15 protein-coding genes are annotated in these 13,594 nt (G+C 37.3%); 7 read left to right on the top strand and 8 right to left on the bottom strand.

The annotated features are described in order from the left end of the window. The first annotated feature begins 69 nt into the window (after positions 1–69). Entirely contained in the window at positions 70–2,457 is a 2,388-nt protein-coding gene (locus HDE70_RS10380; RefSeq protein ID WP_183866936.1) for an outer membrane beta-barrel family protein, read from the top strand. On the opposite strand, the gene HDE70_RS10375 is transcribed toward HDE70_RS10380, so the two are convergent. Further along, a complete protein-coding gene (locus HDE70_RS10375) occupies positions 2,458–3,222 on the bottom strand; it encodes a helix-turn-helix transcriptional regulator (RefSeq protein ID WP_183866937.1) in 765 nt (254 codons plus the stop codon). A gap of 94 nt (positions 3,223–3,316) precedes the next feature. Here HDE70_RS10375 and HDE70_RS10370 point away from each other — a divergent pair, with 94 nt between their 5' ends. Together HDE70_RS10370 and HDE70_RS10365 are read left to right on the top strand one after the other, a co-directional pair. Further along, positions 3,317–3,967, top strand: a complete 651-nt coding sequence (locus tag HDE70_RS10370) for a DUF1349 domain-containing protein (protein WP_183866938.1) — start codon at positions 3,317–3,319, stop codon at positions 3,965–3,967. A 167-nt stretch (positions 3,968–4,134) separates the two neighbouring features. Next, on the top strand, positions 4,135–4,575 hold the full coding sequence (locus tag HDE70_RS10365; protein ID WP_183866939.1) for an SRPBCC domain-containing protein: 441 nt from the start codon (positions 4,135–4,137) through the stop codon (positions 4,573–4,575). 140 nt (positions 4,576–4,715) lie between these two features. Here the strand turns inward: HDE70_RS10365 and HDE70_RS10360 are convergent, their stop codons facing one another. From HDE70_RS10360 to HDE70_RS10345, 4 genes are all read right to left on the bottom strand, one after another. Then, positions 4,716–5,780 (bottom strand): DNA polymerase beta superfamily protein, encoded by a 1,065-nt coding sequence (locus HDE70_RS10360; protein ID WP_221302032.1) that lies wholly within the window; start codon positions 5,778–5,780, stop codon positions 4,716–4,718. Then, on the bottom strand, positions 5,777–6,046 hold the full coding sequence (locus HDE70_RS10355; RefSeq protein WP_183889854.1) for a DNA polymerase beta superfamily protein: 270 nt from the start codon (positions 6,044–6,046) through the stop codon (positions 5,777–5,779). Before HDE70_RS10355 ends, HDE70_RS10360 begins: the two co-directional genes overlap by 4 nt. Positions 6,047–6,084: 38 nt before the next feature. Next, the gene (locus HDE70_RS10350) at positions 6,085–6,240 is read right to left on the bottom strand and encodes a DNA polymerase beta superfamily protein (protein ID WP_183889852.1); all 156 of its coding nucleotides are present in this window, start codon (positions 6,238–6,240) and stop codon (positions 6,085–6,087) included. A gap of 174 nt (positions 6,241–6,414) precedes the next feature. Continuing rightward, complete coding sequence (locus tag HDE70_RS10345; RefSeq protein ID WP_183889851.1) at positions 6,415–6,750, bottom strand: NIPSNAP family protein; 336 nt, start codon at positions 6,748–6,750, stop codon at positions 6,415–6,417. 162 nt (positions 6,751–6,912) lie between these two features. Between HDE70_RS10345 and HDE70_RS10340 the strand changes: the two genes are divergently transcribed. Next, entirely contained in the window at positions 6,913–8,208 is a 1,296-nt protein-coding gene (locus HDE70_RS10340) for a M20 family metallopeptidase (protein ID WP_183866942.1), read from the top strand. A 3-nt stretch (positions 8,209–8,211) separates the two neighbouring features. After that, a complete protein-coding gene (locus tag HDE70_RS10335; RefSeq protein WP_183866943.1) occupies positions 8,212–8,565 on the top strand; it encodes a glyoxalase superfamily protein in 354 nt (117 codons plus the stop codon). Between the two features lie 38 nt (positions 8,566–8,603). Here the strand turns inward: HDE70_RS10335 and HDE70_RS10330 are convergent, their stop codons facing one another. The 3 genes from HDE70_RS10330 to HDE70_RS10320 form a co-directional block, all read right to left on the bottom strand. Beyond that, positions 8,604–9,116, bottom strand: a complete 513-nt coding sequence (locus HDE70_RS10330; RefSeq protein ID WP_183889849.1) for a DUF4249 family protein — start codon at positions 9,114–9,116, stop codon at positions 8,604–8,606. 26 nt (positions 9,117–9,142) lie between these two features. Continuing rightward, complete coding sequence (locus HDE70_RS10325; protein WP_183889847.1) at positions 9,143–9,898, bottom strand: TonB-dependent receptor; 756 nt, start codon at positions 9,896–9,898, stop codon at positions 9,143–9,145. Between the two features lie 184 nt (positions 9,899–10,082). Beyond that, entirely contained in the window at positions 10,083–12,026 is a 1,944-nt protein-coding gene (locus tag HDE70_RS10320) for an oleate hydratase (RefSeq protein WP_183889845.1), read from the bottom strand. A 219-nt stretch (positions 12,027–12,245) separates the two neighbouring features. Between HDE70_RS10320 and HDE70_RS10315 the strand changes: the two genes are divergently transcribed. Then, positions 12,246–13,178 carry an SDR family oxidoreductase gene (locus tag HDE70_RS10315; RefSeq protein WP_221270618.1) on the top strand — a complete coding sequence of 311 codons (933 nt, stop codon included), beginning with the start codon at positions 12,246–12,248 and terminating at the stop codon, positions 13,176–13,178. 6 nt (positions 13,179–13,184) lie between these two features. Then, positions 13,185–13,586 carry a GlcG/HbpS family heme-binding protein gene (locus HDE70_RS10310; RefSeq protein WP_183866946.1) on the top strand — a complete coding sequence of 134 codons (402 nt, stop codon included), beginning with the start codon at positions 13,185–13,187 and terminating at the stop codon, positions 13,584–13,586. Positions 13,587–13,594 lie beyond the last annotated feature (8 nt).

Genomic DNA, 13,594 nt, shown 5'->3' with positions numbered 1-13,594 from the left:
CGGCAGGGTAGGTTTGTGGTATAATTTAAGAACATGAAACCTTCATAACCATTAAAAAAATATATACTCATGAAAAATATACTTTATATGTTATTATTGTTGTTTCCTTTTCAACTTTCCGCTCAGCAAAAATTAAGTGGAATTGTTAAAGACGAACAAGGTAAACCGCTGGATGCGGCTACCATAACAATTTCACAGCAGGGACAAGTAATCAGCAGTCAACTGGCCGATCTGGGTAAATTTATACTGACTAATCTCAATGAGTCACCTTATCAGCTTTCGGTTTCACTGGTAGGTTACAAGCCAATACTACGTACATTCAGCTTACCAAAAGATAGTCTCAGCCTGACCATGCTGAATGACAGCAAGCAGCTGAAAGAAGTTGCAATAACTTTTACTAAACCAACTGTTGAACGAAAAATAGACCGGGTGGTTTTCAACGTTGAAAACAGCATTATGGCCAGCGGCGGAACTGCGTGGGATGCTTTAGGGAAGGCACCGGGTGTAAAGACTGCAAATGATGGTGGAGTCACAGCAAATAATAAAGGGGTTACAGTTTATATGGATGGTAAACCGGTAAGATTATCCGGGGACGACCTTGCAGCTTACCTGCAAAGTATTCCTTCTGATCAGATTTCAAAGATTGAAGTGATGCCCAATCCGTCTTCCAAATATGAGGCGCAAGGGGGAGCAGTGATTGATATCATCTCTAAGAAAATAAAATCGGATGGATTTAATGCCACTTTAAATGGCGGTTATACCCGCGGACAGTTAAACCGGTATACTGGTGGCGGAATATTTAATTACCGCAAAAATAAACTGAATATCTTTGGAACTTATAGTTATGCTGACCGGGATATCCAACGGAATTTAAGTCAGTATACTATTTTTCAGACGCCATCTTCTTATGCGTATTGGGATATGAACAAAATCAATATAAATGGTAATAAAGTACATAATTATACGGCTGGTGCGGATTATAACCTGACAGATAACCAGGTGATTGGTGTGCTGGTTACTGGTAATAATTCTGCAAATACCGGTAGCAGCACAGCGTTGACCAATATTTATAATAATTATCGTGTTAATCCTGATTCTGTTCTCCATACGAATAGTACAAGTGCAGGACATTTGGATCAATACAGTTTTAACCTGAATTATAAAGCAAAATTAGATAGTTCTGGCAGAAGCCTGAATGTGGACCTGGACTATGCGCCTTATACCCGGAACAATACGCAGCAACTCAATAACCTCACTTATTTGCCGGATGGTAGTTTAGCTTCAGCACCTTATCATACTTCTTTCCCGGCCACTCAAAAGATAAATATATGGTCTGGAAAGATAGATTATGAGTACAAGCTGGGCAAGATATGGTCCATGGAATCCGGCCTTAAATATACCAGCACGGTGAGTGAAAACCAGTTTGATTTTTTTAATACAGCCGGGGCTGCCCCAGTACTTGATCCATCAAAGAGTGACCAGTTTAAATATACAGAAAATACAGCTGCTGGTTACACCAGTATAAACGGAGCTTTTGGTCATTGGGATTTTAAAGGTGGGTTACGTGCAGAATATACAACAACCAAAGGTATATCGCAATCTCTGGATTCTATTAACGTCAATAAATATCTGAGGATATTTCCAACTGTATTCGTGACTTATAAAGCTTCAGAAAACAATGAATTTGGTTTTAACTATTCAAAAAGAATAGACAGACCGGATTACAGACAACTGAACCCTGCAAAAAGTTATTCAAGTCCGTATAATTACTGGAGTGGCAATCCGTTCCTGAAGCCTGCTATTATCAATAGCTTCCAATTGAGTTATACTTTACACCAGAATTATACTTTCTCAGCTGTGTATACACAAATAGATGATCTGGCAAGTAATGTGACTGTTCAGGATAATGTAAATAAAACCTTTTATGATACACAGCGAAATATAGGAAGTATCAAAGATCTGGGATCAGAACTTTCTTCCGTTCATCATCCATTTTCCTGGTGGGAAATCAATAATACTGCACAAGGATATTTAAGGACGCAAAACTCAGATCAACCGGGAAATACTTATAATTACCGCCAGTTTTATTTTTACCTCAGAACTGATCATGCATTTACAATTGATAAAAACAGTGGTTTAAAAGCAGAAGTCAGTGCCTGGTATAATAGCCCGGTACAGCAGGGGACACTACGAATTGCTCAAACCTATGATTTAAGCGCTGGTATCAGTAAACAGGTATTTAATAAACAGGGAACAATTAAATTTAGTGCTGCTGATTTGCTGTATAGTAATCCGTACCGGATTTTAATCGATAACGGAGGGCAGAATAATGGGATTTATCAGAAAAATGACACACGTACATTTACGGTAAGTTTCTCTTATAAACTGGGTAAAAGCGTAGCTGCGGCACGTAAACGTACTACAGCGAGTGAAGAAGAGAGAAAAAGAGCGGATTAATCAAATCAGGTTCATTCTTTCTGCGATGCGGCATGCTTCCAGCGAGTTACTGACCCTTAGCTTTTCTAATATATTCTGACGATGTCTGTTGACTGTATTCACGCTGATAGATAAGAGATCAGCTAGTTCTTTGCTCATTTTACCTTTTCTGATCAGCTTTAATATCTCTTTTTCACGAACGGATAGTATTTTATCATATTCTTTTTGATCGGGTTTAAGCGTAACACCTGTTGCAGAATTGAGGATTACACCAATTGTTTTGCCGGCTATAGTTTCATCATCAAAAAGATTATAAAGACAAAGTGCTAACCAAAGGCTGCCATTTGAAGAGCTGCATACATAAAACATCCGGTGTTCAACAGTGCTGTAATTCTCCTCTTTATTGCGCATCCGGATTCTGCTCTTCACCTGGTAATCAGATCTTTCAGCTATGGGCAGATTTTTTAATAAGTTGAAAAACTGAAGCTCTAAGAGGTGTTTTTCAACAAGGTCATCCGGATGGATCTTGTTGAAAATATCTTCTTCCCAGATGGAGTTTATTTCTTTTGCATGAGCATTTTCATCAAAACCCAGTTCTTTCGCTGCTCTTCCATTATAAATATAACTTTTATTAGCCTCCATATCACTTAATACAGCTAATGAATTTTCTATTTGGGAATACATGAAGGCCATATACTGGTATTGCGCAAGATTTGCCGGTTTATTCAGTTCTTCTCCAAAAGGTTGTTTTAATAGTTTTTCATTAAGGGTATTTAGAATATTCATTTAAATATGGTTATTAATCAGCATTGGAGAGCCGTTCACTGGATTTTACATTTGTAGGTAAATATAACGTATGGTTATTAACTCAAAACAAGAAATGAAGAAAATTATTTTATGCATCATTACATTCGTAATCGCGCAAACAGGATTTGCTCAGACTTTGGAAAAGATGCAGTGGTTTAATGAACCACAAAAATGGGAGATCAAAAATAACGCACTGAGCATGTCTGTAACCCCTCAAAGTGATTACTGGAGAATTTCACATTACGGATTTACTGTTGATGATGCTCCGTTCTATTATAGTACATATGGTGGTGAGTTTGAAGCGAAGGTGAAGATTACTGGAAATTATAAAGTTCGTTTTGATCAGATGGGTCTGATGTTGCGTACGGATCATGAGAATTATATCAAAGCAGGAATCGAATTTGTAGATGGAAAATATAACCTGAGTACTGTAGTGACACATAAAACGAGCGATTGGAGTGTAACCACATTGGACAAAACACCTGATTTTGTATGGATAAAAGCAGTAAGAAGATTAGATGCTGTGGAGATATTTTATTCTTACGATGATAAAACTTATGTGATGTTGCGTAATGCCTATTTACAGGATAATAAGCCTGTAATGGTTGGATTTATGGCAGCTAGTCCTGATGGAAATGGTTTCAATGCGAAATTTGAAGGTTTTTCAGTAAAACAATTGGCTGATCAGCGAAGATTGGAATGGCTGAAGAAAAACGCAAACTAAGATAAATTTTCCTGAATACCAGGAAAATCAAGACGGGCCCCTGTTAACATGATGTTGGCAGGGGTTTATGCGTTTTTAGGATTTGTCGCGAATTGCTCCTGATCATGGCTTTTTTGCCCCTTAGAAATGTCAAACTGAGGGGGTAACTTTAGGAAAAGAAATAGGCTATGAAAAAGATGGAATTCAGTATTACGATTAATGCCCTGCCTGAAAAAGTGTGGGAAGTGATTATTGGAAAAGATACATATGATTTATGGACTGCGGCTTTTGCTGCTGGTTCAACGGTGAAAACGGACTGGAAAAATGGGAGTAAGGCACTTTTTCTGGATGGCAAAGGTAATGGTATGGTTTCTGAGATTGTGGAAAGCATTCCAGGCAAATTTTTATCCATTCATCATCTTGGGGAAGTAAAAAACGGCGTGGAAGATCCAACCACTTACAAAGGGGAAGAATGGGGAGACGCTTTAGAAAATTACACGCTTGAACCAGTGAATGATAATCAGACTTTATGGCGCGTGAATATGGACATGAATGATGAATATGTCGATTATATGAATAAAACATGGCCTTTGGCATTACAAAAGGTGAAGGAACTTGCCGAAGGTTAGCTCTTAATTTTGAAAGCTTCCGCAATAGACACTTTTTGAGACCTCATCATAGTCCTGTCGTTTGGAGAGGCCAAAAAAAGCAGTTGTTTGGGGGGCAAACAACTGCTTCAACTGGTAAATTATAATTATTGATTAGAACTTTAATAAAAATCTTCTCTTATTTGTACCAAAATTGCCTCTGCCTTTTTAAAGTCCGGCCTTTCTGGTAAGGAAGACTTTTCATACAATTCTTTTATCAATTCCGTTTTTTCTTCAATCATTGACATCAGTGTATCGAATTCAAATTCACCATTACGGATGCTGAGCAGAAAATCGCGGTCATCACGCCTCACAATTATTCGTCCATATAGAGCGATCTCTTCAGCCATATTCAATAAACGAAAAGTATGCATCATATTTTTGGTGTCATAGCTTTTACCATGGGATAGGGTTCCCTGATACCTTAGCTCATTTCTTTTATTTTCCCATTCTCTGTATTCTTTATACTCGCGACAATAAATAGAGTAGTTATCCTTATTGAAATGCATTACTGCAATATTTGCTGTTGATTTTGGAATGGAACTTAAAAGAACGTCATTGGCATCGGGGCCGGAAATTATACCATTCAGCTTTCCTTCTTGTAGTTGATCCTGGTGAAATAATAAATAGACGTTCCTAAAATGATCCAGGTTTACAAGGCCACATTGTTCTTGTGAAAAGTTATTATTAGTTAACCATTCCTCTAGTGGTATCGTACCATTGCTCTGCATGACGAAACAAAAGTCCAGTACCGTTTTTCTTTTAGTAGCTAATGGTCTGTTGATCTTTTTATTCAGGCCACGTGCTTTTTTGATTTGTGTCTGTGCATATCCTGCAAAGGTGTCCATACAAAGTTTCGAAAGAAAATCTTCTGGCTTGATTAAGTCCATTAATGGGTGACGGTATAATATAGATTCTTTAGGGGTACTCAGCAATTCAAGCAGGCCAGGGTTGTTTTTAAGGATGAGTTCCAGAAAGCGGCCGATTTCGTAGTATACCTCGTCATTGCTACTATTGGAAATCTGCTGTTGCTGTTCAAAACCATACAGTTGATTTTTAGGCATAATGAACACACCCTTTTTATCTATATCAGAACCTTTAATGTTAAGGTTATAAGCCATACTACCACTGATACAATCGAGCAGAATCAGTTCTTTTTGCTGTTTTAATTGCTTAAAGGTTATCATTTTACATGGTTTCTGAAAAGATCATCCAATTCATCCGGCTTCTGTAATAATGAGGGTAACAAAGGCACCTGCTCTTTACAATAATTAAGTATAGCTGTGAGCCAGTCATTTAGCAAATGTACAGGCGTAATTATTGTTTTTTCATAAGCTACCAATTTTATATCCATTAATTCATCAATGCTTTTCTGAATAGCATTGTCTGTAATCAATACGCGGAGTTTGTCAAATTCCATGGGTGGCAGTGTTTGTTTTTTTATGATCCACAAACAAGCCAGGGCCGGACGTAATGCATAGAAATAACGTTTTAGTTAACGGATCTTGTATAAATAAAACGAACATCGAAATCGCTATCTGGTGAGGGAAATCCCCAGGCTCTGCTGCCTGATTCACAGGCATAACATATTTTTATATTTTCTGATTGCTCTATCTCAAGCAGCTTTTGTTTGATCGTATCAGTCATTGTTTTGTTTTTTCAATCTGCTTTAAAGCCTCAGATCAATTGTTACATTGCATAGCTAAATCGACGTCTAAGTTGTCTGTATAAGCGAATCACTGTAAACATAAGCATTAAGAATAAAACAGATCCAATTTATAAACATAAAAATATTATTCTGATAAATGCATTTATGCAGACTTAGTAAAACAGTTTTGCCTGATCTGATATACCTTCAAAAACAGGTTTTAAAAAGCTTCTTTTGTAACTGATAAAACACTGAGTTTGCTCTGCATAAGCTATCGCTTCCATACATTTAGGAGAATCCGGAATTTTGTTCCGATAAACTTCATATTCTGCCAGCGAGGTAAACGAAAAGGAGGCATATGCTACATTATTAGCACCTTCGTGAGGTAATAGATAACCATGATGTAAGCCCCCCATCTCATTAACCAGGTCAATCCAAAGTTTGCCATAATTTTCAAATTCTTTAATTTTGACAGGGTTGATTTTGTATTTAAGAAAACAAGTGACCATAGTACATACTGATTAAAAATTGATTTTGGTAAATGTAATAGTAATCTGCTAAATGGTCATATTTTAGTTTAATAAGCTGATAAAGATTTAATATAATATTGTAACAATTAACCTCCTGGATATTCTAATAAATGCTGAATTAATATATGTTAGCTGTAAATTATGGAAAAACCTTTATCAATCTTAATATGCTTTATGATCTCAATTTCTGTTTTGTCTGCACAAGAGAGGAAGACTTCAAAAAAGATTTTAATTCATGAAGCTATAAAGCTCGAAACTGATCATATTTTTAACAAGTTAGTTGAAATCAGAAGAGATCTTCATGAAAATCCAGAATTGGCAGGTCATGAAGTACGTACCCAAAAGATCATAAAGCAACATTTACTTGACTTAGGGCTCGAAGTTGAAACAAATATTTATGGTTACGGTATTGTAGGTATTTTAAAGGGAGGGAAAAAGGGAAAAAATATAGTGTGGAGGGCTGAACTGGATGCACTGCCTGCTGAAGAGTCTGGCCAGGTAATTTTCAAATCCAGAAAAGCAGGCATCTGGCATGGCTGTGGTCACGATATACACCTGGCAATTGCATTGGGAATGGCTGAAGTTCTGGCGAAAAATAAAGAATCTTTAAATGGAACAATATATTTTATATTTCAACCTGAAGAAGAGACATTTATGGGGGCAAAAGGTATGATTGATAATGGGTTGCTTTCCAAAATAAGTCCTGACGAAATTTATGGCTTGCATGTGTCAGCATTACCTGTGGGACAAATAATGGTTAGACCAAATGAAATGTTTGCCTATCAAAAAAGAATAAGAATTAAGCTGAAAAATGAATTGCCAATTGAGAACGCAAAAGAACTGACAAAAAAAATTTACAGCTTTTTATGCCGTGCAAGTACTGGGAGCAAGCCGTGGGAATTACAAGCTATAGTTGACCCCAAAATTGGATTAATGCAACCCAATACAATTTTTAAAGATTACCTGATCATGGATCAGAATTTCACTACCTATTCTAAAAACGGTCAACTCTTCCTGGAAGCGTATTTATATGAGACAAATTCAGCTAACTTAAAAGATATCATTCCTAAAATTAAACATATAATAGAAGATAGTGAATACAAAGACCAATTACTTTCTGTTTCATTTATACAAGAAAATCCAACGGTTATCAATGATGAAAGGTTAACCGGTATTGCAATGAAAACCTTTGAAAAGATTTATGGAAAAGATTTAGCCATTTCTGATTATGGTCAGGTGCCATATTTTAACGATGATTTTGCTTATTTTCAACAAAAAATACCTGGTGTTTTCTTCTTTTTGGGTGGTTCTGATTTCGAAAAAGGAATTATTGCCATGAACCACACACCGAATTTTGAAGTTGATGAGGAGAGTATTAGGGTAGGAGTCAGGAGCTTTTCTTCTTTAATGGTAGAAAGGCTGAATAGAAATTTATAAATAATGAAAGTAAAACGCATCGTCACTAACATCGCTTCATTAGAAATCGCTAAAGCAAAACAGTTTTATGGAGATTTACTAGGAATGGAGATGTTAATGGATCAGGGCTGGATAACTACTTATGGTTCAGAGGAGAAGATGACTGTGCAAATTAGCTTTGCCAGTGAGGGTGGTTCGGGCACCCCGGTTCCGGATTTGTCAATCGAGGTTGATGACGTAGATACTGCTTATCAATTAATGGAAGCTCATGGCTTTAAAATTGAGTACGGATTAACAAATGAGCCCTGGGGAGTACGTCGTTTTTTTGTGCGTGATCCTTTTGGTAAATTGGTTAATATACTCGCTCATAAAGGGTAAACAAAATTCGAAGAAACAATTTTGTTTACCCTCACCGTTTATTTCGCAATTACTGATATAGTTTGTGTAGTGTGTGCACTGAAATAACCCAGCACCTGCGGACTTATATTAGCAGGAGGGTTGGATGGGGTAACACCTCCTCCCGGGCCCGAATCACTTTGCTGCATTAAGGTTAACCAATAGGTATAAACTGGCTTATCAATACATTGCATTTCTATAGTTACCTTGTCACCGGGATAAATATCGATGTCCTGCTCCCGGATTTCGTTACGGACATATTTACCATCGTTGAAATCGTCATTGTAGGCGAAAACGGCCTTAACCTGAACAGTATTGACATACATAACCACACGGTATTGATTGGCAATTCCAGGGGTATCCTGATAGTGTATAATAACCTGGCGTTTTTTACTATCAAAGTCAGAAGTTTTTGTGGTTACTGAATCCAGCTTGACAACCGCTGGCATTACAGACTGGGCGATATAGTTTTTTCCATTGGTGAGTACATTCATTGTATAGGTGTTTCCTGGGACCCCAGCCAAAAGATCCATCGTGTAATTACCGGGAGCAGTCTCGGTTAAAGGATACCGCCCTGAACAGAGAAATTTTTATTGTTCCCGTCATTCATCTTTATATCCAGTACTGAGGAGAGCTTTCCGCCATATTGTGCTGGCATTCCACCTTTATAAAGGTCAACATCCTTTATCGCATCAGAATTGAACGTGGAGAAAAAGCCCAGCAAATGTGAGGCATTATAAACAGTAGCTTCGTCTAGTAAGATCAGATTTTGGTCGGAAGCTCCGCCACGTACATAAAAACCTGTATTTCCTTCTCCTGCTGATTTTACGCCCGGCATCAGGGATATCGTTTTCAGGATATCTTTTTCGCCCATTAATACGGGAACGTTATTGATCTGAGCCATATTTATTTTTTCAAGTCCCATTTGGGGGGAGGCTACATTATCATTAGTTCGCTTATTGGCGCTGATTACTACCTCGTTTAATTCGCTCCTGGAACTCAGAGAAAGATTTATGACCTGGCCTTGTTGCAGGTTGACAGGTTTAGTGACAGCTTCATAACCTATATAACTGAACAGGAGCTGGTAACTACCTTCGGGGGCGGAAAGAGAATAAAAGCCATATGCGTTAGTGGAAGTCGCTATCTGAGGCAATTCTTTTATTCTTATGGTTGCCCCAATTAAAGTTTCGCCTGTTTGTGCATCTCTCAGCGTTCCGCTAATGGTGAATTTCTTTTGAGCAAATAAAGCAGTTGTAAAGAGGAGGAGAATGAGGTTGCTTATCCAGATTGATTTGTAAATTATTCGTTGTTTCATTATTTATGATGTGCTTGAATCGCAAACATCGATAACAAAAAAGGAATAAAATATCTGTATTTGATTAATTAATAGCTGTAAACAGTATTATAATATTGATGTAAAAGCAGAACGAAAAAACAGAGGGCTTACAAGTTTTATAAACCCTTATCTTTTCGTTCTGCTATTCAGCTACGTTAAATGATTATTCATCTTTTACGCCTTTTATCCAATCTTTAAACCTGCTGATTTGTTCAGTTATAAAAGATTCATGTTCTTCTTCTTCCTCAGGGCCTATTGGTAAAATATGCTCAAAATAAGTTCCTTTCAATACTTTCCGTAAAATACCTTCACCCAAAAATGACTTATTGTCATTTAGCGTTTTCGCAGCTTTGAGCAAATGACGTATATCATATTGCAGAGGATTAATATCAGGTACCTGTTTATTCAGGTTTAATAGTTTATAAACGGCAATTCTTGCTGTTCTCACTGAGCTTTCCATTGTAAATACCACATCATTATTGGTTTCTACAAACTGTCCGATCAATCCCAGATTTTTGCATCCTTCCGGAACAACTCCTGGGCGGTCACCTTTAGCCCGGGGCATAAACATCGAAGTAATGTAAGGCATAAAACAGGTATGTACTATGGTATTTTTTACCACATTATCCAATTGGTCTATAATGCCTGTATGATAACATAGTTCGGCAAGAATCTCATTACCTGTACATTCAGGCATTGTTTTTTTGATGTAATTCCCTTCCTTGTCCATAAACAGAGCATAAACCCAAAGGACCAGGATATCGTCTGGTTGTTCCGGGAAATGGGGTTGTCTGTTACAAGTAAAACTCATGAGCCAGTTGGAATCTGTAATCGTAACAATTCCTCCGGTGGCTGTTTTTCCGGAATAGGGGTCATTCACACAATATTCCTTTAGCTTTTCAACCAGTGCAGAAGGTCTGCAAGTTAAAGTCACAGATTCCCATGCCGATTTTTCGATGTTGCTACAGAATTTCTCTGGTTTACCAAAGATCTCTGATTTTGCGGCAAGGTTTTTCCATAATTTCCATCCGCCACTATTTCCGCTTGTAGTATTGTCAATAGCAATGATCGGTGCTTTATTGTTATCGCCATAGAAAGTATCTTCGGTCATTGAACCAGTGGTTACAATTACATAGTCTTCTTTTCCAACGGGTATTTTAACTGTTTTTCCATCTTGTTCTGTGATAATGCCCTCAACTACCTTTCCTTCGGTATTGATCTGGATGTCCAGGTCATTGATCAGCGTATTTAGTTGAATATTCACACCTTTATCTTTTAGATAATTGCGTAAAGGCGTTACAAAGGTGTCGTATTGGTTATATTTTGGGAATACCAGGGACGAAAAATCGTTTAATCCATCAATTGCATGGAGAAAGCGGTGCATATAAAGCTTTAATTCGAGTAAGCTATGCCAATTTTCAAAGGCAAACATAGTTCTCCAATACGTCCAGAAATCGCTGCTTAAGAAAGTTTCGCTGAAATAATTTTCAATTGTCAGATCGTCCAGTTCTTCCTTTTTCTTAAGCAGAAGTTTAATGATGGCTAGCTGGTCTTTTTTATTTAAACCGAACTTGCTGAAATCTTTTATTTCTCCTTGATTATGAATGAGACGTGCTTTTGAGTAATTGGAGTCGTTATCATTGACTAAGCGATATTCATCTAAAACGGAATAAGGTTCAGGCATTTCAAGTGCTGGAATGTCCTGAAATATATCCCATAGGTTTTCATAGGTCATGTCCATTTCCCGGCCTCCCCGGATAATATAGCCGTCTTTTGCATTACCTGCACCATCCAATGATCCTCCGTCAATGTGCGATTGTTCTAAAAACAGGATGTTTTTAGCTGGTACCTGGCCGTCACGAATAAAATAATAAGCGGCAGACATACCCGCAATTCCACTGCCTATAATGAAGATTTTGCTATCCTTATAGGATTTGCCAGGAATCCCTCTATTGCGTTGATAATTTCCAATCTGATCAGAAAAAGGCATAGATTTTTGTGGCGTATTACGTTGCTGCTCTTTGCTGGAGTCGGGTTCGTGATCTACATCTTTATAATCAAAGGACGAGTTTAAGATTTTGCCGGTTTTAGAAGTGACTGCTTTCATTGTTTCTTGTTTTAATATTGAAATAAAGAAGACTTTGCTCCCGGTCAGCATGTGTTTAATATGCGGATTGCGGAAGTTTAGTATAGATTTATGATGAGTTAAGGAGAGGGCTGACTCATCATTTTCTATGGAATGTACTTCTTGTTTGATGTGATTACCATTCAAAACAAAGATATAGGGTAGAGCAGGACGTTTAAATGTAAAGTATCATTCAAAATAATGATAAAGATCACTTTGGGGGATGCAGGTAATCTGAGCTATTCAAATGAACCTCCGGATAATACAAAAATGGACTTTACAGCAATAAAATGTATGCCTGATCAGACCAAATTTGTACTATACATTTTAAACGATAAAAAAATGAGCAAAACAATTTTAATTACAGGAGCTGCAAGTGGTTTTGGAAAAATCGCTGCATTTGATTTAGCAAAAAAAGGATACAAAGTAATTGCCACAACACAAGTTTATCCCCAAATGAGCGATTTGATAAGAGAAGCAAAAGAGCAGGGAATAGAACTTATTGTTGATAAATTGGATGTGACCAATTCAAAAGATATCACTTATATCACACAAAAATATGATATCGATATCTTAATCAGTAATGCCGGAATTATGGAAGGGGGGCCAATTGCTGAACAACCAATAGATTTAATCCGTTCGATGTTTGATGTGAATGTTTTCGGCGGACTGCAATTGGCTCAGGGTTTTATTAAAAAATTTATAGACCAGAAAAAAACCGGTAAAATTGTTTTCACCACTTCTATGGGTGAATTATGGACAGTTCCTTATGTTGCTGCTTATTGTGCATCGAAACACGCAATGGGCTCTATAGCAGAAGGCTTAAGAACAGAATTGGCACCATTCAATATTAAAATTGCGACTTGTAACCCTGGTGTTTTTGGAACTGGTTTTAATGACCGTGGTGTAGATACTATTTCCCGTTGGTACAATCCTGAAGTTAATTTCACACCTCCATCTGCTTTTGACGGTACAGCAGAAGCATTAGCAAATCAGTTAGACCCACAGTCTATGGCTGATTGTATTGTAGAGGTAGCTTTAGATGAGAATTCAAACTTTAGAAATGTACATCCCAAAGAAACTGAAGATTTTATAAAACAATTACAGACAGATGCCTGGACGGCTAAAAGCTAATCAAATATGAATATAACTTATAATCAAGCGGCAAAAGCGCTGAATGCTTCCATAGAAAAGGCGAAAAAATTAAATATTCCTGTTAGTATTGCAGTTGTAGATGCAGGCGGGCACCCGGTGGCTTTTGCAAGATTAGACAGTGTTTATGGTGTTATAGATTTCGCAGTAAAAAAAGCAAGAACAGCTGTAATGTTTGGTGTGGATAGTGACGTGATGGGAACTATAATTGCAGGTGCGGAATTGCATGGGTATGGAATGCTGAATTCAAACGATGGATTATTGACGGTTGCCGGGGGTGTTGTTCTAAAAAACAAAGAAGGAAATATAATTGGTGCAATTGCTTCATCTGGAGGGTCTCCAGAACAGGATAAAGAAATAGCAAGTACGGGAGCAGTTGTACTTTATTAAAATTTAGG

Source organism: Pedobacter cryoconitis (assembly GCF_014200595.1).
In the GTDB taxonomy this organism is placed as follows: domain Bacteria; phylum Bacteroidota; class Bacteroidia; order Sphingobacteriales; family Sphingobacteriaceae; genus Pedobacter; species Pedobacter cryoconitis_C.
Note: the sequence above shows the minus strand (reverse complement) of the source record. Positions and strands in the feature narration are given on the sequence as shown.